The sequence below is a fragment of the Klebsiella ornithinolytica genome (assembly GCF_030505655.1).
Taxonomy (GTDB): Bacteria; Pseudomonadota; Gammaproteobacteria; order Enterobacterales; family Enterobacteriaceae; genus Klebsiella; species Klebsiella ornithinolytica.
In genome coordinates, this window is sequence record NZ_CP130153.1 from 4047660 (window position 1) to 4072319 (window position 24660).

Here is a 24660-nt window from a genome sequence, read left to right on the forward strand (position 1 = left end):
CACGACAAAGCTGAAAATGAGACGCATTTATCCCAACTGAATCAGGATGCGAATTCGTGAATTTGTCCACATTATGCCGCCGTACCCTGCTGGCCTGCGGGCTGGTGCTTTTAGGAATTACCTCAGCTCTGGCGGCCGACTGGCCTCGTCAGGTGACCGATAGCCGCGGCGCACATACGCTGGAAAGCAAACCACTGCGCATCGTCTCCACCAGCGTCACCCTCACCGGATCCTTACTGGCGATTGACGCGCCGGTCGTCGCCAGCGGTGCAACCACGCCGAACAACCGCGTAGCCGACGATCGGGGATTTCTGCGTCAGTGGAGCGCCGTCGCGAAAGAACGTAAGCTCGCGCGCCTGTACATCGGCGAACCCAGCGCCGAGGCCGTCGCCGCGCAAATGCCGGATCTGATTCTGATCAGCGCTACCGGCGGCGACTCCGCCCTCGCGCTGTATGACCAGCTCTCCACCATCGCGCCGACGCTTATCATTAATTACGATGACAAAAGCTGGCAGGCGCTGTTGACCGAACTGGGGCACATCACCGGCCACGAAAAGCAGGCGACGGCGCGTATTGCTGAGTTTGATAAGCAGCTCGCCACCCTGAAGCACCAGATGAAACTCCCGCCTCAGCCGATCAGCGCGCTGGTCTATACCGCCGCCGCCCACAGCGCCAACCTGTGGACGCCGGAATCCGCTCAAGGTCAGATGCTTGAACAGCTGGGCTTTAAACTGGCGACCTTACCCGCCGGTCTGCATGCCAGCCAGAGCCAGGGGAAACGCCATGACATTATCCAGCTGGGCGGCGAGAATTTAGCCGCAGGCCTCAATGGCAACAGCCTGTTCCTGTTTGCCGGTGACGGAAAAGATGCCGATGCGATTTACGCCAACCCGCTGCTGGCGCACCTCCCGGCGGTAGAGAACAAGCGCGTCTATCCGCTCGGTACAGAAACATTCCGTCTCGATTACTACAGCGCCATGCTGGTACTGCAGCGTCTCGCCACGCTCTTCAGCTAACCATCATGCCCGGCAGGCGCTGCGCCTGACCGGGATGCCCCTGCGCGTTTAACTTTCGCTGACCGCCTCAGGACGCTGGAAACGACGCAGCTCTCCCAGCAGCCCAATCAGTATTACTCCGACAATCACCAGCACCCAACCGCTGGTGCTTGCCGACGCGACCGGCGTCATCATCGCCCCCAGTCCGCCGAGCAACGCGGCGCCAATCGCATCGCCAGTGACGTTCTGCGCGGTCCACAGACCGTTAATACGCCCGAGCATCGCTTCCGGCGTCTGGGTCTGAATCAGGGTGTACTGCAACAGCGAGCTGATCGCGCTCAGCCAGCCAAATAGCGCCAGACACAGCGCGCCCAATGCCCAGACCGGCATCAGGCTGAACAGCGCAATGGCCACAAATGAGCCGACCGTCGTCATCAGCATCAGAGCGCCCGGTTTCGCCGTTTGCGCCAGCTGACCGCTGGTCAACGCCCCAAGCGCTGCCCCCAGCGGAATAGCGGCATAGAGCAAACCAATCTGCGAGGCCGACATCTGCCAGCCGTCGGCCAGCGCCGGATAAAGCACCCGAACCGCGCTCGCCATTGTCAGCAGACCGCCCAGCAGAGCAATCCCGCCAATCAGCGGGCTATTGAAGAGGAACTTCAGCCCCGCCAGCAGCGACTTCAGCGGGTGTTCCCGCGGCTGAGGAGGCGGCGGTAGCAGCGGCAACCGCAGCAGGGTCAGGGTGGTGATAAACGTCCCCGCCGCCGCCAGGCCATAGTTCCAGGCCACCCCGCCGGTGGCCAGCAGCAGACCGCCGATCATCGGCGAAATCACCGAGCCCAGACGCACCGTCAGCATGGTGATCGCGCCGGCCTGCATCAGGTTTTCACGCCCGACCAGCGCCGGCGTCGCCGCCAGCAGCGCCGTCACGCCCAGCGAAGCAAAAAAACCATCCCAGATACCCAGCAGATAGATAGCGATGAGCGACGGCTCAGGCAGCAGCGCGTTGAGGCACAGACCGACAAACCCCACGCCGCAGGTCCCACGCGCCAGCAGAATCAAACGTTTCCGCTCATAGCGATCCGCCAGCACGCCGCCGACCATCAGGCCAACAAACATTGAGCAGCCGGTCAAAGTGACCGAGAGCCCCACCTGCCAGGTAGAGTGGGTCATCATCTGGATTTGGACCGGAATCGCCACGCCCAGCAGGCCGAGCGACAGGATCGAGATAAAACGGGCGATAAAGACGGCGCGAAACGCCGGATGGGTTTGCAGCAGACTGAGATTCAGCAGCCGGGATTGTCGGTTCATTACAGCGCCTTGTTATTATTTTCCATCAACGCGCGATCGTTCAGGCAGCGTGCTTATTGGCTGTACTTCCTTAGCCCGGTCATACGGTTAGCGATACTTCCAGGCAAGCGTGCGTTTGCCGCCGCGATGCATTCTGAATGATTTTGCGTATACCATTCTTGTGGGCCGCCATGCTAACATAACTGAACAGAATCGATAACGATAATTACTATCATTATCATGTCAGGGATGTGAATTATGTCGTTTTCTACGACCACGGTGCGCGCCGTTGCCGTACCGGGTCTGTTACTCGTTTTAGCCTTTGCTATCGCTCTCAGCCTGCTGATTGGCGCCAAACCTCTTCCAGTGAGCGTCGTCGTGGATGCTTTTTCCGCTACCTGTCAGAGTGCCGACTGCACGATCGTGCTGGACGCCCGGCTGCCGCGAACCCTGGCGGGACTGCTGGCCGGCGCCGCGCTGGGCCTGGCAGGATCGCTGATGCAGACTCTGACGCGTAATCCCCTTGCCGACCCCGGCATTCTCGGCGTGAACTCCGGCGCCAGCTTCGCAATTGTGCTGGGTGCCGCGCTATTTGGCATCCACTCCCCGCAGGAACAGCTGCTGATGTCGTTTTGCGGCGCGTTTGGCGCCTCGCTGCTGGTGGCCTTTACCGGCAGTCAGGGCGGCGGTCAGCTCAGCCCGGTACGTCTGACGCTAGCCGGCGTGGCGCTGGCGGCCGTGCTGGAAGGGCTCTCCAACGGGATTGCGCTCCTCAATCCTGATGTCTATGACCAGCTACGTTTCTGGCAGGCCGGCTCGCTGGATATTCGCACTCTGCAGACGCTGAAAATCGTCCTCCTGCCGGTGGTGATTGCCGCCGTCGTGACGCTGCTGTTAAGCCGGGCGTTGAACAGTCTGAGTCTCGGCAACGATACCGCCACCGCGCTCGGCAGCCGGGTGGCCCGCACTCAGGTCATCGGCCTGCTGGCGATTACCGTGCTTTGCGGTAGCGCCACGGCGGTCGTTGGCCCCATCGCTTTTATCGGCCTGATGATGCCGCATATGTCGCGCTGGCTGGTGGGCGCTGACCATCGCTGGTCGTTGCCGGTCACCTTACTGGCAACCCCTGCCCTGCTGCTGTTTGCCGATGTATTGGGCCGCCTGTTGGTCCCCGGTGAACTGCGAGTCTCGGTAGTCAGCGCCTTTATCGGCGCGCCGGTACTGATTTGGCTGGTGCGCCGTCAGCCGCGCGGAGGTGCAATATGATCGCCCCTTCCCGCCGGCTGCTGCTCAGCTGTCTGCTTCTGCTGGCCGCCAGCCTGCTGGTCTCCCTCTGGGGTCTCGGCAGCGGGCTGGTGCCGTTAAGCGTCGAGCAGGTGCTTTCCGCTCTGCTGGGCGATGCGCCGCGTAACATCACTATGGTGGTCACCGAATGGCGACTGCCGCGGGTGCTGATGGCCCTGCTGATCGGTGCGGGGCTTGGCGTCAGCGGCGCCATTTTTCAGTCGCTGATGCGTAACCCGCTGGGCAGCCCGGACGTGATGGGCTTCAACACCGGCGCCTGGAGCGGCGTGCTGGTAGCGATGGTGATGTTCGGCCAGAACCTGGCGGCGATTGCGCTGGCGGCGATGGCCGGCGGCGTGTTGACCGCGCTGGTGGTGTGGCTGCTGGCCTGGCGCAACGGCATCGAAACTTTCCGCCTGATTATTATCGGCATCGGCGTTCGCGCCATGCTGGTGGCCTTCAATACCTGGCTGCTGCTGCGCGCTTCGCTGGAGACCGCTCTCTCTGCCGGACTATGGAATGCCGGCTCGCTCAATGGCCTGACCTGGAGCAAAACCTGGCCCTCGGCGCCGCTGATTGTGCTGATGCTGGTCGCGGCGGCGCTGCTGGCGCGGCGCATGCGCCTGCTGGAGATGGGCGACGATACCGCCTGCGCGCTCGGCGTGCGGGTAGAACGTTCGCGCCTGCTGATGATGCTGGTGGGCGTGGTGCTGACCGCCGCTGCCACCGCGTTAGCCGGACCGATCTCGTTTATCGCCCTGGTCGCGCCGCATATCGCCCGTCGCCTGAGCGGCACCGCGCGCTGGGGGCTAACCCAATCGGCGCTCTGCGGCGCGCTGCTGCTGGCGCTGGCTGACTACAGCGCCCAGCGCCTGTTTATGCCCTATCAATTACCGGTGGGAGTGGTGACCGTCAGCCTCGGCGGCATCTATCTCATCGCGCTGTTAATTCAGGAGTCCCGCAAAAAATGACCGCCGAAACGACCCGTTTGCGCGGCGACCAGCTAACCCTGGCGTACGGCAAAAAGACCATCGCCGAATCGCTGAATGTGACCATTCCTGACGGCCATTTCACCGCGATCATTGGCCCTAACGGCTGCGGGAAATCAACGCTGCTGCGTACCCTGAGTCGCCTGATGACGCCGGCCAGCGGCCATGTTTATCTCGACGGTGAGCAGATCCAGCGCTATGCCAGCAAAGAGGTGGCGAAGCGCATCGGTCTGCTGGCGCAAAATGCCACTACGCCGGGAGATATTACCGTTCAGGAGCTGGTGGCGCGCGGCCGCTATCCGCATCAGCCGCTGTTTACCCGCTGGCGTAAAGAGGATGATGACGCGGTCAACAGCGCCATGAGGGCGACCGGAATAACCGACCTGGCACGACAAAGCGTCGATACGCTCTCCGGCGGCCAACGGCAGCGGGCCTGGATTGCGATGGTGCTGGCGCAGGAAACGGCCATTATGCTGCTCGACGAGCCCACCACCTGGCTGGATATCAGCCATCAAATCGATCTGCTGGAGCTGCTGAGCGAGCTCAACCGCGAAAAGGGGTATACCCTCGCGGCGGTACTGCACGACCTCAACCAGGCCTGCCGCTACGCAACGCATCTGATTGCCTTGCGCGAGGGTAAAATCATTGCCGAGGGGGCGCCGAAAGAGATTGTCACCGCCGAATTGATCGAGCAGATTTACGGCCTGCGCTGCATGATCATTGACGATCCGGTCGCCCATACGCCGCTGGTCGTGCCGCTGGGGCGCCGGTAACGCCTCTCGCTTGAAGATCCGCCCGGTGGCGCTGCGCTTACCGGGCCTACCGTCCTGCATCCTTGCGCGGGTACTGCAACGCTCCGTAGGCCGGGTCAGGCGGCAGCCGCCGCCCGGCAATATCCTCCGGGCTACCCGAGAATCTCCCGTACGACCGGAGCATCGAGGCTTCGCCCGGTGGCGCTGCGCTTACCGGGCCTACCGTCCTGCATCCTTGCGCGGGTTCTGCGCCGCTCCATAGGCCGGGTCAGGCGGCAGCCGCCGCCCGGCAATACCCTCCGGGCTCACCCAGAATCTCCCGCACGACCGGAGCATCGAGGCTTCGCCCGGTGGCGCTGCGCTTACCGGGCCTACCGTCCTGCATCCTTGCGCAGGCTCTGCTACGCTCCGTAGGCCGGGTCAGGCGGCAGCCGCCACCCGGCAATATCCTCCGGGCTACCCCAGAATCTCCCGTACGACCGGACCAATTGATTCGAAGGCCTGCGGGGAGATAATATCCACGTGGGCGCAGTTCTGGCTGAAGACCTCCAGTTCACCCACCCAGGGGCCCCACGCCGCCTGCGGATCCATCCCCGCCTGGCGCGTTTTCTCCGCCACAAACAGCGTCGCTTTGCCATCAAACTTCGCGCTATGCGCGGTGGTCAGCAGGCGTACCGCATCGGCATAGTTGCCCTCAATGACACGGAACAGTTCACCGGAAGCCTGTCCCTGCTGGGCAGCCAGGAAGGCTTCTCGTTCACGTGCAATCTCGGCCAGCACTTCCGGGTCCAGACCGTTAGCCTCTTTCTCCGCCCAGTTCTGCGTCTCCGGCGGCCAGGTGTCCAGCAAGCCCAGGAACGCCACCGCTTCGCCGCGCTGGCGTAAGCGGGCAGCAATGCCCTGTGCCAGCGTCCCGCCGAGGGAATAGCCAAACAGGTAATAGGGCCCGTGCGGCTGCTGCGCCAGCAAAGTCTGCAGATGCTGCTCGCACACTTCATCGAGATTTGCCGCGCTCATCATCGGCCCTTCCGGTCGCGGCGACTGAATGCCGGTAATCGACCAGCGCGGGCTAAGATAGCGGGCCAGCACGCTGAACTGCCAGGCAAAACCGGATGCCGGATGGAAACAGAACAGCGTTGGTCCGTCGCCGACGCGCAGCGGCAGAATCGCATCAAAGCCCAGGCGCTGCGCCTGCTCATCGCTAAGATCGGACGCCAGCAGCGCGCTCAGTTTCCCCACCGTCGAGGCCACCATCACCTGCCCGGGCGTCACCTGACGTCCCAGCTCGCGGCTGAGCTGCGCCGCCAGGCGCATTGCCAGCAGAGAATGACCGCCGAGGGCGAAGAAATCGGCTTCAATGTCGTTCACTTCACAGCCCAGCAGCCGACTGAACGCCTCTGCGACCGTCGTTTCCATTCCCGCCTCCGGCGCTCGTCCGCTGCTTTCACTGCCCAACGTCGGCAGCGGCAGCGCTTTGCGATCCAGTTTGCCGTTGGCGCTCAGCGGCAGTTCCGCTAGCTGAATCAGCACCACCGGCACCATGTGCGGCGGCAGCTGTTCGGCGAGGCGCGTTTTCAGCGCTGTCATATCCAGCGGCAGGCCGGACTCTGACACCAGGTAGCCAACCAGCTGGCGGGCATCGCCGCCGGTCGCCGCCGCCTGATTGAAAACGCAGGCGTTGGTTACCGCCAGGGAAATGTCCGGTAGCGCAGACATGACGCGGTCGATTTCGCCCAGCTCAATACGCTGTCCGCGAATTTTCAGCTGGTCATCGCTACGCCCAAGGTACTCCACCGCGCCGTTATCCAGCCAGCGCGCCACGTCGCCGGTGCGGTACATCCGTTCACCGGCGGCAAACGGGTCGGCAATGAAGCGCGAAGCGGTCAGATCCGGGCGGCCCAGATACCCCTGAGCTAACTGAATGCCGGTCAGATATAAATCCCCGGCGACGCCCGGCGGAACCGGCCGCAGAGTGGCATCGAGAATACGCAGCCCGGTATTCCATACCGGCCAGCCAATCGGCACGCTGTTGCCGGTGACCGCCGCCAGCTCCGTCCCGCAGGCCGGATACCAGCTCACATCCACCGCCGCCTCGGTCGGGCCATAGAGGTTATGCAACGGCGCGCCGGTCAACGCTTCCCACTCGCGGCACAGGTCGGTTGGCAGTGCTTCCCCGCTGCAGAAGACGCGCTTCAGCGTCCGGCAGGTCGTCACGTTTTCAGCATCCAGCGAAGCCACGAACGCCGCCAGCATTGATGGCACAAAGTGGGTGGTGGTCACTCCGTAGCGGGCAAAGAACTGCTGCATCGCCTGCGGGTCGCGATGGGCTTCCGGCTCGGCCATCACCAGCTGCGCGCCGGTGATAAACGGCCACCAGAATTCCCATACCGACACATCAAAGCTGCACGGCGTTTTCTGCGCCACCACATCCCCGGCAGTAAGCGGATAGTGATTTTGCATCCACAGCAGTCGGTTAACGATCGCAGTTTGCCCGACCATCACCCCTTTCGGGCGTCCGGTGGAGCCGGAGGTAAAGATGATGTACGCCGTATGCTCCGGCTGTGAGAGCGCCAGCGGAGTATCATCATCCGCCGCAAGCGGCTGCTGATAACACAGGGTTTCAAGACCCGGAATATCGTTAAAGCGGGCCAGCTGATCTTCTGCCGTAATCAGCAGCGTAGGACGCGCGTCCTCCAGCATCATACGCAGGCGGTCGTCCGGATACCCGGTATCCAGCGGCAGCCAGGCCGCGCCGGCCTCAACGATGCCGTGCAGCGCGAGGGTGAGGAACACCGAACGCGGCAACGCCACCGCCACGCTGTCGCCGGGCTTGACGCCGCGTTCACGCAGCAGCCGGGCCAGCGCCACCACCTGCTGACGCATTTCCCGATAGCTGAACTGCCGGGTGGCATCCGCCAGCGCCGGGGCATCTGGCGTTTTCGCCGCCTGTTCCGCCACCAGGGCACTGAGCGTCATCGTCGGCAGCGCCACGCCGGTATCATTGACCTGCGCCAACTGCGCCGTCTCGTCGGCCGAGAGCAGATTGGCCTCTGCGCAGCGTAGCGCCGGATCGGCGGCAAACTGGGTCAGCAGCGCGGATAAACGCGCCACGTGCGCGCGCAACGTGGTCTGGTCGTAGCGCGCTTTGTTCGCCAGCACTTCCAGCGACAGTCCGCCGGACTCATCCGGAAACAGCGCCAGTTCAAGATCGTTCACCGGGCCGGTCGCCAGGGTGTGGGTCACCGCCTCGATACCGTCAATATCCAGAACATAATCAAAAACTTTAACATTGAGCACCGGGCCAAACAGCGGCTCATCGCCCGCCGCTTTGCCGCTATCGCGCACGATTTGTTCGGCGTCGTAACGCTGGTGGCGACGCATCTTTTTCAGCTGGGCGCTGAGACGCAACGCCAGCTCCGCCAGGGTCTCTTGCCCATCGATATGTATCGCCAGCGGCAGGACGTTCAGTACCGGGCCGGTTGCGGTCAATGCCGCCGAGCCCATCCGCCGCATAAAGATAAAGCCCGCAGCATAGTCCATGCGGTTGCATAAACGGCCGAGCCACAGGGTGGTTAGCGCCAGCGCCAGATCGGCTCGCTGACACTGCGGTGCGCCGGCGGCCAGGCGGCTGAACAGGCCGGCATCCAGATCCAGCTTCAGGCGCCAGATATCGGTACTGGTCGCCCGCCCCGCCAGCGGTGCCGCAGAGAGCGATGCCGGTGACGGCAGGGCGTTGCGTTGCGCCATCCAGAACGCTTTATCGCGCTGCCAGGCCTCGCTGCCGTAGTAGCGCTGATACTCTTCAACAACCTCAGCGAAAGGGGTAAACGGTGACGCCGGCGTCGCCTCCCCACGTTGCCAGGCGCGATAAATCGCCGCGATCTGGCGGGTAATAGCGGGGAAACTGAAGCCATCGACCAGTAAATGATGATAACGCTGATACCAATACCAGCAGTCATCCGCCACGCGCAGCAGCTGGTGACAAACCAGCGGATTACCGCCATCCACGCGTAAATTCTGCCCGAGGTCGGCCTGCATTAACGCCAGCGCGGCGTCGTGCGGATCGCGCGCCTCGCGCAGATCGCAATAGTCAGGTTCGGCAAAAGCGCGGTGCTCATCGACCCATTGCCAGGCTTCGCCGTTATCTTCGCAAAAGCGCATGCTGAGCGTGTCGGCCTGCGCCAGACCAGTGACGATCGCCCGTCCCAGCAGCGCCGGGTCCAGATTGCCACGCAGTTCGACATAGTGGGCGACACTCCATGCGCCGGGCAACGTAGAGAGCCGCTCCGCCATCCAGATCCCAGGCTGCGCCGCGACCAGCGGTAAACGAGTGCTCATGTCCGGCTCCTTGAGGTTGCATAGTGGGCAGGGGTAAGGGTTGACCAGTTCGCCGCCAGCCAGCCGTTGCACGCCTCTAAGGACTGCGGCGGGCATTCCACTACCCAGCCTTGCGGTAGCGCGCAGTGGTGCGGCCACAGGCTGTACTGCTGTTGTTCGTTGCGCAAAATGTAAAACTGCCCTTGCGGATTATCGAAGGGGTTGCTGAATTGCATACCAAACTCCTGTCTTTACTCGTCATCCTCCCGTCGGCTTTCGCCCTGGCTAGCGCCTCGGGGTATGCGGAAGGATGTTGAGTCTGAAGCGCACTTTGTTATTGCGCGCGGCTCAACGGCTGCCAGAGCTGGATGAGCCCAGCCGTCAGCCCACCACGCCAGCAAAGCGCATCGTGCCCGCCGTCAACCTGACGCCAGAAAATCGTCTGCTGTGTCTGCTGTAGTTGTGATAAAAGCGCCTGATTGGCGCGAAAAATAAGCGGCTCACGCTCTCCGGCTTCCAGCCAGATTCGCAGGCCGTGGGGGCGGAGCACGCCCTGGCTCAGGCGTTCGATCAGCAGGCCGGTTTGCGCGCCACCGCGATGCGGCCACCAGTAGGAACCAGACTGACTCAGCACGCAGCCAAAGCGCTGCGGCCAGTACAGCGCGGCAAACATTGCCGCCAGGCCGCCAAAGCTCTGACCGGCGACCACGGTGCGATCGGCGCGGTCGCTAAAAGGCGCGATTTGGTGTACCCGAGGCAGTAGCTCTTCCTGCACCGCCAGCCAGAAATCGGCGTGACAGGGCAGCTCCCGACTCCGGTGTTCGTTGTCGATAACATCAATCAGCAGATAGACCGCAGGCGGCAGTTTTGCCTCGCGCGTCAGCCCGGCCAGTGCGGACCAAACCGGCATACTCTCGGCCCAGAACTGGCCATCAAGCAGTACCGCCAGCGGACGCTCTGCGGCAACGGCCTCACCGGTGGTGTAAACCCATATCCGCCGCGTGTTACCCAGCCGGGCGCTGTGCCATTCAATGCACACTGGCGGTTGATAAGGTGTATTCCGCAGCGACCAGCCGGGTTGTTCCGGCGCCAGCGGCAGCTCCAGCGCCGAAACCGCATGGCCGCGTCCGCCTTTCCAGCTTTTCGGGTTTAACGGATCGGCTATCGCCCGCGGCAGCAGTCTGCGCCAGCCTTCCCGCAGCAGCGTACGGTCCGGGCTACCGCCGTTGAAAATCTCAGGGGCAAAATCGTCATCGCGATCGGAGGGAATAAAGCAGTAGCTGCCGCGCCAGGCGGGCGACAGCGTGGTTTGCCATTGCCAGGCATCGGTACCGGGCACGCGCTTCAGGGTTTGCGGCACGGCATTTTGATGATGGTCGGTGACGCCGGTGATGTAAATCCACACCCGCTTCGTCAACGAGGTCTCTTCGCTGCCCGCCGGATCTCGCCACCAGAAGGTCACCCGATAGCCATCGCCAACGGCCTCAGCCTGCGGACCGGAGATCCCCTGCCACCAGTCATCACTTCCTGTCATTAACATTCCGTCATTAACCCTATGTTTACCGTGATTTTTCTCAATAAACGTAATTTTTATTGATAATATTATTGATAACTATTTGCATTTGCAATAGCGTATTACCGCGCTTTGGGAAGAGTCACTTCTAATTACACATGTCAGAAAGGGCCATTTGGTCAGCGATGGAATGCCTTCGCCCTCTACTGACCACATTTCTGCCGCCTCCCCTCCCGGTGGGAAGGGGTTTCAGGGGCATGCGGCAACGGAAAGCAGGACGTAAAATGAATAACAAGATCAAATCTTTGACCTTGCTGGTCAATCTGGGAATTTATGGGGTCGCCTTCCCGCTGTGTGCGGAAGAGACCCTCGACAGTAAAAAAACGGCTACCGAAGAGACGATGGTGGTTACTGCCGCCGAACAAAACCTGCAGGCGCCGGGCGTATCGACGATCACCGCCGAGGAAATTCGTAAACGTCCCCCCGCTCGCGATGTCTCCGAAATTATCCGCACCATGCCGGGCGTTAACCTGACCGGCAACTCCACCAGCGGCCAGCGCGGTAACAACCGCCAGATTGATATCCGCGGCATGGGCCCGGAAAATACCCTGATCCTGATTGATGGCAAACCGGTCACCAGCCGTAACTCCATCCGCCTGGGCTGGCGCGGCGAGCGCGATACCCGCGGCGATACCAACTGGGTCCCACCGGAGCTGATTGAGCGCATTGAAGTCATTCGTGGACCGGCGGCGGTACGCTACGGCAACGGCGCCGCGGGCGGCGTGGTCAATATCATCACCAAAAAAGGTGATAACGAGTGGCACGGTTCATGGAACACCTACATGAACGCCCCGGAGCACAAAGATGAAGGCTCCACCAAACGCACCAACTTCAGCCTGAACGGCCCGCTGGGCGGCGACTTCAGTTTCCGCCTGTTAGGCAACCTCGATAAAACCCAGGCCGATGCCTGGGATATCAACCAGGGCCATCAGTCAGAACGTACCGGTATTTACGCCGATACGCTACCGGCCGGCCGTGAAGGGGTGGAGAACAAAAATATCAACGGCGTCGTACGCTGGGATTTTGCACCGATGAACTCGCTGGAGTTTGAGGCGGGCTACAGCCGCCAGGGCAACCTGTACGCCGGGGATACGCAGAACACCAACACCAACGATCTGGTGAAAAAAAATTACGGCAAAGAGACCAACCGTCTCTATCGCCAGACCTACTCGGTGACCTGGAACGGCGGCTGGGATAACGGCATCACCACCAGCAACTGGGCGCAGTACGAGCACACCCGCAACTCGCGTAAAGGCGAAGGCCTGGCCGGGGGCACGGAAGGGATTTTCAGCAGCGATCAATTCTCTGATATCGACCTGTCCGACGTGATGCTGCACAGTGAAGTCAGCGTTCCGTTCGACCTGTGGGTCAATCAGAACCTGACGCTGGGTACCGAATGGAACCAGCAGCGGATGAAGGATCTGGCCTCCAACACCCAGACCTTTATGGGCGGCGACATTCCGGGTTTTACAAGCACCGGCCGCAGCCCGTATTCTCAGGCGGAGATCTTCTCGCTGTTTGCTGAAGACAACATCGAGCTGACCGACTCCACCATGCTGACCCCGGCGCTGCGCTTTGACCACCACAGCATTGTGGGGAACAACTGGAGCCCGTCGCTTAACCTGTCTCAGGGACTCGGGGATGACTTCACCCTGAAGATGGGCATCGGCCGCGCCTATAAAGCGCCGAGCCTGTACCAGACCAACCCGAACTACATTCTGTACAGTAAAGGCCAGGGCTGTTATGCCAGCGCAACCGGCACCGGTTGCTATATGATGGGTAACGAAGACCTGAAAGCGGAAACCAGTATCAACAAAGAGATCGGCCTTGAGTTTAAACGCGACGGCTGGCTGGCCGGAGTGACCTGGTTCCGTAACGACTACCGCAACAAGATTGAAGCTGGCTATGCACCGATCTCCCAGACCGGTACGAGTAAAGTGAAAACCGATATTTACCAGTGGGAAAACGTACCGAAAGCGGTAGTAGAAGGCCTGGAAGGAACATTGAACGTCCCGGTTAGCGAAACCGTTAACTGGACCAACAATATCACCTACATGCTGCAGAGTAAGAACAAAGAGACCGGCGACCGTCTGTCGATTATTCCGGAATATACGCTGAACTCAACGCTGAGCTGGCAGATATACCAGGATGTTTCGGTGCAGTCGACCTTCACCTGGTACGGCAAGCAGGAACCGAAGAAGTATAACTACAAAGGTCAGCCGGTCACCGGCAGCGAGAAGAACGAGGTGAGCCCGTACAGCATCCTCGGTCTGAGCGCGACCTGGGACGTCACCAAATACGTCAGTCTGACCGGCGGCGTGGATAACGTCTTTGACAAGCGCCACTGGCGCGCGGGTAATGCCCAGACCACCGGCGGCGATACCGGTTATATGTACGGCGCGGGCGCCGAAACCTATAACGAATCGGGCCGGACCTGGTACATGAGCGTCAACACGCAGTTCTGATTACGCGCCTGAAGACCAGGCCGTTCTCCCCCCGGAGGGCGGCCTGGCTTTTTGGCCTCCTGACGGGGCAACCGCCAGGCTATCCCCTCACCTGCATCCTGACGTAGGATGACACTATGCAAACGACACACTCCACTTTTCTTTTTGCCGGCCATCGGCTGCATCAGATTGATTTCGACCCGGCCACCTTTGCGCCTCACGATATCATGTGGCTCTCCCACCACCCGCAGATCGAACATTGCGGCCGGAAACGGCAGATGGAACATCTTGCCGGGCGTATCGCGGCGGCCTGCGCCCTGAAAGCAGTGGGCGTGAAAGGCGTTCCCGGAACAGGTGACCAGCGGCAGCCGCTGTGGCCTGCCCCGTGGTCTGGCAGCATCAGCCACTGCGACACCCGCGCGCTGGCCGTCGTCGCCGCCCGACCGGTTGGTATCGACATCGAAAACGTGCTCACCCTCGCGCTGGCGGAGGAGCTGGAAAGCAGTATTATCAGCCCGGCGGAACGCGGGGTGCTGAAGGCGAGCGGACTGCCCTTCGAACTGGCTCTGACCCTGGCTTTTTCGGCCAAAGAGAGTGGGTTTAAGGCCCTGCCTCTCGCGCAGCAGGCAGGAACAGGGTTTATGCACTTTCGGATAACTGACATTCAGGGCGAGGTCATCACTTTGTGGACTACGCGGCAGGTGTTCCAGGTGCATTGGATGGTGGATGAGTCCTACGTCATCACGCTTTGCCAAACGCAACACCGGCAGTAAAGGAAGAACCCGCGCGGTCAGGGCCGCACGGGGGAAACGTCATGCTGACTCAACACATCGTTTTGGCGAGGGCGATAATAGCCTGGGCATCAAAGCCGTGGTGCTGACGCATCCAGCCACGATCCGCCGCCGCCGCATATTCGCCATCTGGAATACCCAGCCGTTTCAGCGGAATACCGATACCTGCCTCCGCCATAACCTCTGCTACCAGGCTTCCCAGACCACCGTTCACATTATGCTCTTCAACCGTAATCACCGCGTTGCATCCCTTCAGCGCGGCCAGTAACGCTGAGGTGTCACAAGGGCGAATCGAAGGTACGCTAACCACCTGCGCCTGAATCCCTGACTCTGCCAGCGTTTGGGCGGCCTCGACAATTTCATGCACCGTCGAACCGGTAGCGACCAGCGCCAGATCGTGGCCTTCACGCAACGTGTTTACGGCGCCGGGAGCAAAACGATAGTTTTCAGCATACAGCTCCGGCAGCGCTTTACCGTCGAGACGGATGTAAACCGGCCCCTGATGATGAAGGGCGTAGTCGATTATCTGCCGACATTCCCGTGGCGATGATGGCGCGTAAATCTCAATGTTGCCGAATCCACGCATCACCGCAAGGTCATCAATAGCGTGGTGCGTACTCGCCAACGGGCCATAGCTGGCTCCCGCATTCAGACCAAATAATTTGACGTTGGTGTTGTTGTAACAGACATCGACTTTGATCTGTTCATTGGCGCGGGAAATCAAAAATGGCGCGGCATTGCAGGTCACCGCCACTTTCCCCCCCAGCGCCAGACCGGCCGCCATACCGACCATGCTTTGCTCGGCAATACCGACGTTAACCAGCCGGTCAGGGAAATGTTTAATAAATGGCGCGATTTTTGCGGTTGATGTTGAGTCGGCGACAACAGGCACCAGATCAACTCCATTTTCAACGGCATCGATAAACGCCTGAACCATCACGTTTGCCAGGTGTTCTGCATTACTCATCTTTCAGTTCCTCCAGTGCCAGCGCAATCTCCTCACCTTTCGGCACCCGGTGGTGCCATTCCGGACGCCCCTGGATAAAGGAGATGCCGGCGCCTTTCGTGGTATTCGCAATAACGACGTTGGGTTTCCCTTCCTGCTTTAATCCTTCAAGCGTCGCGACAACCGAGGCCATATTATTGCCCTGACATTCGGTCACGGTCATACCAAAGGCCTGCCATTTTTCGGCAAGCGGATCGGTATTCATAATTTCGCGGGTTGGTCCGGCCAGCTGCAGGTTGTTTTTGTCATTAATAATGATCAGATTATCAAGACCGTAATGTGCGGCGGCCAGCGCGGCCTCCCAGTTACTCCCCTCAGCCAGTTCACCATCGCCGGTAATGAGGAAGACGCGGCGGGCGCTGTGGCTCTTTTTCGCTGCCAACGCCAGTCCTACCGCCACGGGCAAACCGTGCCCTAAAGCCCCGGTATTCAGCTCGATGCCCGGCGTCTTCTGGCGAACCGGATGACCGGGAAGGTGGGAGTTGGCATGCTGATAGGTGCTCAGCCAGTCGACCGGGAAGAATCCCGCCTCGGCCAGCACGCAGTAGTAGCAGCCCACCGCATGACCTTTCGACTGGATATAGATGTCACGCCCTTCATCGGCAATGCGGTCCGCTGCAACGTTCAAAATACGAAAGTACAGCGCGGTTAAGAGCTCCACCTGCGACAGGTCGGCGCCGGTATGACCGCCGGCAGGGCTGTTGGCGTTCAATCTGATAATGTGGCGGCGTACCGCACGAGCCTGACGCTCAAGTGCCTGAACATCGTAGTTATAGGGATTCATTTAATACCTCTGAATTTAATTTCAACTTGGAATATTTATTCCGTAAGGGACTAAAAAAACCAGATATCCCCTGGCAGCGCATCACAGCGCTTTCGCCGCTGCACCAGACTCAGGAACATTCTGCCTCCTCACCATCAGGCATACCTGCGCCTGGATAATTTTTCAGTTGACCTGAAATCATCATGAATATATATTCACATATGATTCTTTATTCAATTATGCAACCGCTGTTCTGTTTTTGTCCATAGCTGTTTTAGAGGATTGATAAAAGTTAGAGTCTCATCACACTTAAATGTCTTTTTTTTTCGCGTATGATTACAGGCTCTAACATAATGGCTGCACGTTAATGATTTTCGGGGATATATATGGCTAAGCAGGATGAACAACGGCTATTAGTTAAGATTGCCACTCTTTACTACCTTGAAGGACGCAAGCAGTCCGACATTGCTCAACTTCTCTCGCTTTCTCAGTCATTTGTCTCCCGCGCCATCACCCGCTGCCAGAAAGAAGGGGTGGTCAAAATTAGCGTCGTGCAGCCCTCGAATATTTTCCTGAATCTCGAAAAAGGCATTGAGGATCGCTACGGCATAAAGCAGGCCATCGTGGTGGACACCGAAGAGGATGCCAGCGACCATACCCTTAAACGAGCCATCGGTTCGGCCGCGGCCCACTATCTTGAAACGCGGCTACGGCCAAAAGATCTGATTGGCGTCTCCTCCTGGAGCTCGACCATTCGGGCCATGGTCGACGAGGTTCACGCGCAGAACCTGAAAGCCAGCGGCGTGATTCAACTGCTGGGCGGAGTGGGTCCTAACGGCAATGTGCAGGCAACGATCCTCACTCAGACTCTGGCGCAACGGCTAAACTGTGAAGCCTGGCTGCTGCCTTCGCAAAGTATTGAAGGCTCGGTGGAAGAGAAAAACCGGCTGATTGCCAGCCAGGATGTAGCCGATGTGATTTCACGTTTTGATGAAGTCGATATCGCTATCGTCGGGATTGGTATTCTCGAACCTTCGCAGCTGCTCAAAACATCAGGCAACTATTACCACGAAGATATGCTGCAGGTGCTGGCGGAGCGCGGCGCCGTCGGGGATATTTGTCTGCACTATTACGATAAAAACGGGCAGGCGGTGTTACGTGATGATGAAGATCCTGTTATCGGCATGGCGCTGGAGAAAGTCAAAAAATGCCCCAATGTCGTCGCACTGGCCGGCGGTAGCGATAAAGTCGCCGCCATCAAGGGCGCCCTCTCCGGCGGTTATATTGACGTTTTAATCACCGATTATCCGACCGCCAGGCTGCTCGTCACCGCCTGATCCGCCGCTAAAACATCTTTTCTCATGCCTTTGCGCCCTCCTGGAAGACGCAAAGGCACATCAAATAAATGTTTATATTTCAATTTAATAAATAGTTTAAGCGCGGTACCCACTCAGCATCCCCTGCACATTTCACGATCCAGATAAGTGTGATTGCCAGCACAATTGATAACTTTCCCTCTGGCCCCAGAGAAACTTTCTGGCTAAGGTATTAAATAAATAATCACTATCGAATATATATTCAGTGATTAAAAAAGTGATAACGAAATGTCACATCATGGCCTGCTAAGCAGCAATGCGATAACGAGGAATGCTCGCCCTTCCCTTCGCGCCAGGACGACGTGTGACTCAGGAGACTATCTAATGCTGGCAACACAGAAAGAGTTCATCATTGCGCTCGATGAAGGTACCACTAACGCCAAAGCGGTGGTACTTGACGGCCGTGGCAACGTTATTGTGAAGTTTTCTCAACCGTTAGCTATCCAGACACCGCGCGATGGCTGGGTAGAACAATCCGGAGAGGCGTTAGTCGAGGCCTCGCTGGCGGTAATAGCCAATGCTATCGACCACGTTGGCGCAGAAAACGTGGCGGCATTAGCCATCAGCAACCAACGTGAAACCGCCATCGGCTGGTACCGCCAGAGCGGCAAACCGATTAACGCCGCCATCACCTGGCAATGTACCCGCAGCGCGGGGTTCTGTGAAGCGCTGCGCCGCGATCGCAAAGAATCCCGGATTAAATCCACCACCGGACTGCCGATTGCCCCGCTGTTTTCCGCCTCAAAAATGCGCTGGCTGCTGGAGTCGCTGCCGGAAGGCCGGGAGATGGCTGAACGCGGTGAGATTTGCCTCGGTACCATCGATAGCTGGCTGCTGTGGAACCTGACGCAAGGCGCAGCATTCAGCTGCGACTACTCCAACGCCGCGCGGACACAGTTACTCAATTTACATACCGGTCAATGGGATGACGAAATGCTGGCGCTGTTCCAGATCCCTCGCGCCGCGCTGCCTGAGATTAAACCCTCCAGCGGGTTATTCGGTTATACCCGAGGGCTGGCCGCCATTCCTGACGGCATCCCGGTGATGGCGATGGTCGGCGATTCACATGCCGCGTTGTTTGGTCACGCGCTCGGTGAACTGGGCTGCGTTAAGGCCACTTATGGCACGGGATCGTCGGTCATGGCGCCGGTGAAGTCAGCTCAATGCGATATTGCCGCACTGGCCACCACCATCGCCTGGCACGATGGCGACAGCATCATTTATGGTCTGGAAGGCAATATCCCCCATACCGGCGATGCGGTGGCCTGGATGGCCGATAGCACGGGATTAAGCGAGCTCTCCGCGCACGAACTGGCCCACGAGCTCAATACCCTGCCGGCCTCCGTCGATTCCACGCTGGGCGTCTATTTTGTCCCCGCGCTAACCGGTCTTGGCGCCCCCTGGTGGGACGACAGCGCGCGCGGGGTTATCTGCGGACTCAGCCGCGGCGTCAAGCGCGCCCACCTGATTCGCGCCGCGCTGGAATCCATCACTTACCAGATTGCTGATGTGGTGCTTACCATGCGCCAGCATGACGACTTTCACCTGGCGGCGCTGATGGTCGATGGCGGGCCGACAAAAAATGACTGGCTGATGCAATACCAGGCCGATCTGCTGGGTTGCCCGGTGATGCGCAGCGATGTCCCCGAACTGTCGGCGATTGGCGCGGCCCTGCTGGCCCGCAAAGCGATTCATCCCGGTACGCTGACTGATTTAAGCGCGTTCTTAACCGAACACAGCGAATTTCGCCCCGATATGGCGCGCCATCTGCGTTTACAGAAAAGATGGCAGGAATGGCGCCATGCGGTGGACAGAACATTATGGAAACCGGCCCCGTCCGCCTGACGCCCCACCAGGGATCCTGCTGCGCGACGAACCTGAATCATCAACATAAGGAGAGCCCCGGACCATACAACTGATTTTCAGGCCTTGCGTTGTTTCACCGTACCCGACAATAACAACATAGAGAGAACATTGTCATGAAATTACGTTTAACGCTGTTAACTGCTGCAACCCTGACCGCTTTTTCATTTTCTGCTCAGGCGGTAGAAAAAGGCACCATTATGATTATGGTCAACTCGCTGGATAATCCGTATTACGCCTCGGAAGCCAAAGGCGCCAGTGAAAAAGCCAAACAGCTGGGATATAAAACGACGGTTCTGTCACATGGCGAAGATGTCAAAAAACAGAACGAACTTATTGATACCGCTATTGGTAAAAAAGTTCAGGGTATTATTCTCGATAACGCCGACTCAACCGCCAGCGTCGCCGCCATTGAAAAAGCCAAAAAAGCAGGCATTCCCGTGGTATTAATCAACAGGGAAATTCCTGTCGATGATGTGGCGCTTGAGCAAATCACGCACAATAACTTCCAGGCGGGTTCGGAAGTCGCCAACGTATTTGTTGAGAAAATGGCGGAGAAAGGAAAATACGCCGAGCTCACCTGTAATCTTGCCGATAATAACTGCGTGACCCGCTCCAAATCTTTCCATCAGGTTATCGACCAGTATCCTGACATGGTCAGCGTCGCCAGACAGGATGCCAAAGGAACGTTAATCGACGGCAAACGCATTATGGACAGCATCCTGCAGGCTCATCCGGACGTTAAAGGGGTGATTTGCGGTAACGGCCCCGTCGCTCTGGGCGCTATCGCCGCGCTAAAAGCCGCGAACCGTACGGACGTCGTGGTTGTCGGCATCGACGGCAGCAATGACGAGCGTGATGCGGTTAAAGCGGGAACCCTGCAGGCCACCGTGATGCTGCAGGCCCAGTCCATCGCCGCTCAAGGGGTCACCGACCTCGATAACTTCCTGCAAAAAGGGGTGAAACCGGCGAAACAGCGCGTCATGTTCCGCGGCATCCTGATCACTAAAGATAACGCAGACAAAGTTCAGGACTTCAATATCAAGTCCTGAGTTCGGGTTGTTGCGCCCCTTGCGGGGCGCACAGGAGAGTCTCATGTATAAAAAAACCTGGCTGGCATTGGCCATCGTAGCACTGGGAGGTTGCCGCATTGTCTCTCAGCAAGAGCTGGCCGATCTTAAATCCCCGCCCAATCCGCACATGGCGCATATCGATCGGACGTGGCAGGAGAAAATTGTACCGCAGGTAGTCGCACAGGCTCGCCCCGCGGAAGCGTTAATGACCGCGCTACATGCGGCCAAAGATTTCGACAGCGCTTGTAAAACATTGGGTTATCGCGCTCAGGAAGAAAATCCGTGCATTTTCTTCGTCAAGGTTGAAGGTAAGGTCATCAAGCTTGACGCCACGTCACGCAGCGGAAAAATGACCGTTCAGGATCAAAATGGCCGCGCTATCGTCGTGCAAACGGGGCCGACGCTGCGTGGGACCCAGCTGCGCGATGGCTATAACGGTGCCAGCTATGCCGACTTTAACGATCAGGTCTTGTTTGGCGAATATGGCCGGGCCATTAATGAACAGGCCGTAAAAATGATTAACGGCGCACAGCTAAAATCCGGCGAAACGGTTGAGGTCTATGGCGTATTTTCCGCCTGGGATATACCGCAAACATTCCCTGATATTACACCAGCGAAAATTGTTCACCCCGGAGGACAATAAGATGTCAGCGCAAGAAATCGTCACTCCCCAACCAGTCGAAGCTGAAGTTATTATCGAAACCCGCGGATTATCTCGCGTTTACCCAGGCGTTATCGCCTTAGATAACGTCGACTACCGGGTTTATCGAAATAAAGTCAACGTTCTGATCGGAGAAAATGGTGCGGGCAAATCCACCATGATGAAAATGCTTGCCGGTGTCGAAACGCCTTCCTCCGGACAAATTATTCTCGAGGGTTCTCCCGTTTCATTAAATTCGACTCACCAGGCTGAAAAACAGGGTATCAGCATTATTTTCCAGGAGCTGAATTTATTCCCGAATATGAATGTCATGGATAATATTTTCATGGCTAATGAGTTTTTCCAGAAAGGAAGGATCAACGAAAAATACCAATACGAACTGGCTAAATCACTGCTGGAACGACTGGAGCTTGATGTTGATCCCTACACTCCGCTCGGGGAACTGGGTATTGGCCACCAGCAGCTGGTCGAAATTGCGCGCGCCCTGTCCAAAGATACGCGCGTATTGATTATGGATGAGCCCACCTCCGCCCTCAGCCAGTCTGAAGTCAAAGTCCTGTTCAATGTTATCGGGCAGCTTAAACGGCGCGGCGTCACCATCATCTATATCTCCCATCGTCTGGAAGAACTGATGGAAATTGGCGACCACATTACCATTTTCCGCGATGGCCGTTTTATCAGCGAACGGACCGTCAGCGATGCCAGCATCCCGTGGATCATTGAACAGATGGTCGGCGATAAGAAAAAGCATTTCGACTATCAACCGGCCCCCAAAGGCGAAGCGGTGCTGGCGGTGGACGGTCTGACCGCGCTGCACCATAGCGGCGGTTACAAACTTAATGATGTCACCTTTACCTTATGTAAAGGGGAAGTCATCGGCATTTACGGCCTGCTGGGCGCCGGGCGTACCGAGCTATTTAAAGGACTGGTCGGCCTGATGCCGTGCCAGAATGGCAGCATCCATCTCAACGGTGAAAACATCGGCAGGGCCCCTTTTCAGGCCAGACTCAAAAAAGGGCTGGCGCTGGTACCGGAAGACAGACAGGGCGAAGGCGTGGTGCAGATGATGTCCATTCAATCCAATATGACGCTCTCCGATTTCAGTCTTCAGGGGTTTCGCCGCGCCTGGCAATGGCTGAATCCGCATAAAGAGCATGCCAGCGTTAAAGAGATGATTCAGCAGCTTGCCATCAAAGTGAGCGATCCCGAGCTCCCCATCACCTCTCTGAGCGGCGGCAACCAACAAAAAGTGGTGCTGGGGAAAGCGTTAATGACGCAGCCGCAGGTCGTTTTTCTGGATGAACCCACGCGCGGCATCGACGTGGGCGCCAAAACGGACGTTTATCACCTGATTGGCAAAATGGCGCAACAGGGGCTGGCCGTGATGTTCTCCTCGTCAGAGCTGGATGAAGTGATGGCTCTGGCAGATCGTATTTTGGTGATGGCCGATGGCCGTATTACCGCTGATTTACCGCGTCATGCGGTCACCCGCGAAAAATTAATCGCGGCTTCAACACCTCAAGATTAATCAGGCTGGAACCCATCATGAACCAGAAATATATGATCTATATGTACCTGCTGAAGGCCAGAACGTTTATCGCTCTGCTGCTGGTTGTTGCGTTTTTCAGCGTGATGGTACCGAATTTCCTGACGACGTCGAATCTGCTGATCATGACCCAGCATGTGGCCATTACCGGCCTGCTGGCTATCGGGATGACGCTGGTCATTCTGACCGGGGGAATCGACCTTTCAGTCGGCGCCGTGGCCGGGATTTGCGGCATGGTGGCCGGCGCCCTGCTGACCAACGGGCTGCCGCTATGGAACGGTAGCGTCATCTTCTTCAACGTACCGGAAGTCATCTTGTGCGTGGCTATCTTTGGCGTGTTGGTGGGGCTGGTTAACGGCGCCGTGATCACCCGCTTTGGCGTGGCGCCCTTTATTTGTACCCTGGGAATGATGTACGTCGCCCGCGGTTCTGCCCTGCTGTTTAACGACGGTAGCACTTACCCCAATCTCAACGGCATGGAAGCGCTGGGCAATACCGGTTTCTCCACTCTCGGCTCCGGTACCGTCCTGGGAATTTATCTGCCGATCTGGTTGATGATCGCTTTTCTGCTGCTGGGCTACTGGCTGACCACGAAAACCCCGCTGGGCCGCTATATCTACGCCATTGGAGGCAATGAGTCCGCGGCCCGTCTGGCCGGCGTCCCGATTGTTAAGGCCAAAATCTTTGTTTATGCCTTCTCCGGACTCTGCGCCGCGTTCGTCGGGCTGATTGTCGCCTCACAGCTGCAAACCGCGCACCCGATGACCGGCAACATGTTCGAAATGGATGCGATCGGTGCCACCGTTCTCGGCGGGACCGCGCTGGCGGGCGGTCGCGGCCGGGTGACCGGGTCGATTATTGGCGCCTTCGTGATCGTCTTCCTCGCCGACGGAATGGTGATGATGGGGGTCAGTGATTTCTGGCAGATGGTGATTAAAGGCGTGGTCATCGTCACCGCCGTCGTCGTCGATCAGTTCCAGCAGAAGCTACAGAACAAGGTCATTCTCATGCGCCGCCACGAAGAAAAGCTGGCGACGGTTCACCCCAGCGGCGCGGCATCCAGTTAATTCACGCATAGCACCGATTCTTCCGCCGGGCGTAACCGCCCGGCTTCGCTAAAGGGAAAAAAGTATGCACAGAAATTTTCACAATAAAACCATCGTCATTACCGGAGCCTGCCGTGGTATTGGCGCCGGCATCGCCGAACGCTTTGCACGCGATGGCGCCAGGCTGGTGATGGTCTCTAATGCACCGCGCGTCCATGAAACCGCAGAAACCTTACGCCAACGTTATCAGGCCGATATTCTGTCGCTGGAGATTGATGTCACCGATGAAGCCCAGGTTCAGTCCCTGTACGAACAGGCCGCAGCCCGCTTCGACACCATTGATGTCTCTATTCAAAACGCCGGAGTGATCACCATCGATTATTTCGATCGTATGCCAAAAGCCGATTTCGAAAAAGTGCTGGCCGTGAATACAACCGGCGTCTGGCTGTGCTGTCGCGAAGCGGCCAAATATATGGTCAAACAGAACTACGGCAGTTTAATCAATACCTCGTCCGGTCAGGGGCGCCAGGGCTTTATCTACACCCCGCATTACGCCGCCAGCAAAATGGGCGTTATCGGCATTACGCAAAGCCTGGCTCATGAGCTGGCACCGTGGAACATCACCGTCAACGCCTTCTGCCCCGGAATTATCGAAAGTGAAATGTGGGACTACAACGACCGGGTGTGGGGCGAAATTCTCAGCAATGAACAAAAGCGCTATGGCAAAGGCGAGCTGATGGCGGAATGGGTAGAAGGTATACCGATGAAACGGGCGGGGAAACCGGAGGATGTTGCCGGACTGGTGGCCTTTCTCGCCTCTGACGATGCGCGCTATCTCACCGGGCAGACGATTAACATCGACGGCGGCTTAATCATGTCTTAATACCCGCC

The 24660-nt window shown here is 58.5% G+C and carries 19 protein-coding genes; 13 read left to right on the top strand and 6 right to left on the bottom strand.

Annotated elements, in window-relative coordinates; genetic code table 11:
* The first annotated feature begins 56 nt into the window (after positions 1 to 56).
* Positions 57 to 1016: a Fe2+-enterobactin ABC transporter substrate-binding protein gene (gene fepB, locus Q1L34_RS19355; protein ID WP_004859357.1), complete on the top strand. Its 960-nt coding sequence runs from the start codon at positions 57 to 59 to the stop codon at positions 1014 to 1016.
* A 48-nt stretch (positions 1017 to 1064) separates the two neighbouring features.
* On the opposite strand, the gene entS is transcribed toward fepB, so the two are convergent.
* Positions 1065 to 2306, bottom strand: coding sequence for an enterobactin transporter EntS (gene entS / locus Q1L34_RS19360; protein ID WP_004859354.1), 1242 nt, complete (start codon positions 2304 to 2306; stop codon positions 1065 to 1067).
* A gap of 237 nt (positions 2307 to 2543) precedes the next feature.
* On the opposite strand from entS, the gene fepD reads away from it, so the two are divergent.
* From fepD to fepC, 3 genes are read left to right on the top strand one after another with little or no spacing between them, the layout of a single operon-like run.
* Positions 2544 to 3551 carry a Fe(3+)-siderophore ABC transporter permease gene (gene fepD / locus Q1L34_RS19365; RefSeq protein ID WP_015584924.1) on the top strand — a complete coding sequence of 336 codons (1008 nt, stop codon included), beginning with the start codon at positions 2544 to 2546 and terminating at the stop codon, positions 3549 to 3551.
* Positions 3548 to 4540, top strand: coding sequence for an iron-enterobactin ABC transporter permease (gene fepG, locus Q1L34_RS19370; protein ID WP_015584925.1), 993 nt, complete (start codon positions 3548 to 3550; stop codon positions 4538 to 4540). Before fepD ends, fepG begins: the two co-directional genes overlap by 4 nt.
* Positions 4537 to 5331, top strand: a complete 795-nt coding sequence (gene fepC, locus Q1L34_RS19375) for an iron-enterobactin ABC transporter ATP-binding protein (RefSeq protein ID WP_004859346.1) — start codon at positions 4537 to 4539, stop codon at positions 5329 to 5331. The genes fepG and fepC overlap by 4 nt, the downstream gene beginning before the upstream one ends.
* A gap of 435 nt (positions 5332 to 5766) precedes the next feature.
* On the opposite strand, the gene entF is transcribed toward fepC, so the two are convergent.
* From entF to fes, 3 genes are all read right to left on the bottom strand, one after another.
* Positions 5767 to 9648: an enterobactin non-ribosomal peptide synthetase EntF gene (entF, locus tag Q1L34_RS19380; protein ID WP_327204245.1), complete on the bottom strand. Its 3882-nt coding sequence runs from the start codon at positions 9646 to 9648 to the stop codon at positions 5767 to 5769.
* Entirely contained in the window at positions 9645 to 9863 is a 219-nt protein-coding gene (locus Q1L34_RS19385; protein WP_004859340.1) for an MbtH family protein, read from the bottom strand. The genes entF and Q1L34_RS19385 overlap by 4 nt, the downstream gene beginning before the upstream one ends.
* A gap of 98 nt (positions 9864 to 9961) precedes the next feature.
* On the bottom strand, positions 9962 to 11167 hold the full coding sequence (gene fes / locus Q1L34_RS19390) for an enterochelin esterase (RefSeq protein ID WP_064357276.1): 1206 nt from the start codon (positions 11165 to 11167) through the stop codon (positions 9962 to 9964).
* Between the two features lie 257 nt (positions 11168 to 11424).
* Between fes and Q1L34_RS19395 the strand changes: the two genes are divergently transcribed.
* Complete coding sequence (locus tag Q1L34_RS19395; RefSeq protein WP_015584930.1) at positions 11425 to 13665, top strand: TonB-dependent siderophore receptor; 2241 nt, start codon at positions 11425 to 11427, stop codon at positions 13663 to 13665.
* A 116-nt stretch (positions 13666 to 13781) separates the two neighbouring features.
* Complete coding sequence (entD, locus tag Q1L34_RS19400; RefSeq protein WP_327204246.1) at positions 13782 to 14417, top strand: enterobactin synthase subunit EntD; 636 nt, start codon at positions 13782 to 13784, stop codon at positions 14415 to 14417.
* A 49-nt stretch (positions 14418 to 14466) separates the two neighbouring features.
* Here the strand turns inward: entD and Q1L34_RS19405 are convergent, their stop codons facing one another.
* Positions 14467 to 15402 (bottom strand): transketolase family protein, encoded by a 936-nt coding sequence (locus Q1L34_RS19405; RefSeq protein ID WP_004859326.1) that lies wholly within the window; start codon positions 15400 to 15402, stop codon positions 14467 to 14469.
* Positions 15395 to 16225 carry a transketolase gene (locus tag Q1L34_RS19410; RefSeq protein WP_004859323.1) on the bottom strand — a complete coding sequence of 277 codons (831 nt, stop codon included), beginning with the start codon at positions 16223 to 16225 and terminating at the stop codon, positions 15395 to 15397. Before Q1L34_RS19410 ends, Q1L34_RS19405 begins: the two co-directional genes overlap by 8 nt.
* A 365-nt stretch (positions 16226 to 16590) precedes the next feature.
* On the opposite strand from Q1L34_RS19410, the gene Q1L34_RS19415 reads away from it, so the two are divergent.
* The 7 genes from Q1L34_RS19415 (at position 16591) to Q1L34_RS19445 (ending at position 24652) form a co-directional block, all read left to right on the top strand.
* Entirely contained in the window at positions 16591 to 17541 is a 951-nt protein-coding gene (locus Q1L34_RS19415; RefSeq protein WP_004859320.1) for a sugar-binding transcriptional regulator, read from the top strand.
* A 363-nt stretch (positions 17542 to 17904) separates the two neighbouring features.
* Positions 17905 to 19425, top strand: coding sequence for an FGGY family carbohydrate kinase (locus Q1L34_RS19420; protein WP_032716850.1), 1521 nt, complete (start codon positions 17905 to 17907; stop codon positions 19423 to 19425).
* Positions 19426 to 19559: 134 nt separating this feature from the next.
* The gene (locus Q1L34_RS19425; RefSeq protein ID WP_004859313.1) at positions 19560 to 20495 is read left to right on the top strand and encodes a D-ribose ABC transporter substrate-binding protein; all 936 of its coding nucleotides are present in this window, start codon (positions 19560 to 19562) and stop codon (positions 20493 to 20495) included.
* A 43-nt stretch (positions 20496 to 20538) separates the two neighbouring features.
* On the top strand, positions 20539 to 21159 hold the full coding sequence (locus Q1L34_RS19430) for a DUF2291 family protein (protein ID WP_069476144.1): 621 nt from the start codon (positions 20539 to 20541) through the stop codon (positions 21157 to 21159).
* A 1-nt stretch (position 21160) separates the two neighbouring features.
* Positions 21161 to 22705, top strand: a complete 1545-nt coding sequence (locus Q1L34_RS19435; RefSeq protein ID WP_004859306.1) for a sugar ABC transporter ATP-binding protein — start codon at positions 21161 to 21163, stop codon at positions 22703 to 22705.
* A gap of 17 nt (positions 22706 to 22722) precedes the next feature.
* Positions 22723 to 23790 carry an ABC transporter permease gene (locus Q1L34_RS19440; protein WP_015584935.1) on the top strand — a complete coding sequence of 356 codons (1068 nt, stop codon included), beginning with the start codon at positions 22723 to 22725 and terminating at the stop codon, positions 23788 to 23790.
* A gap of 64 nt (positions 23791 to 23854) precedes the next feature.
* Positions 23855 to 24652, top strand: coding sequence for an SDR family oxidoreductase (locus tag Q1L34_RS19445; protein WP_071359224.1), 798 nt, complete (start codon positions 23855 to 23857; stop codon positions 24650 to 24652).
* The last annotated feature ends 8 nt before the right edge of the window (positions 24653 to 24660 follow it).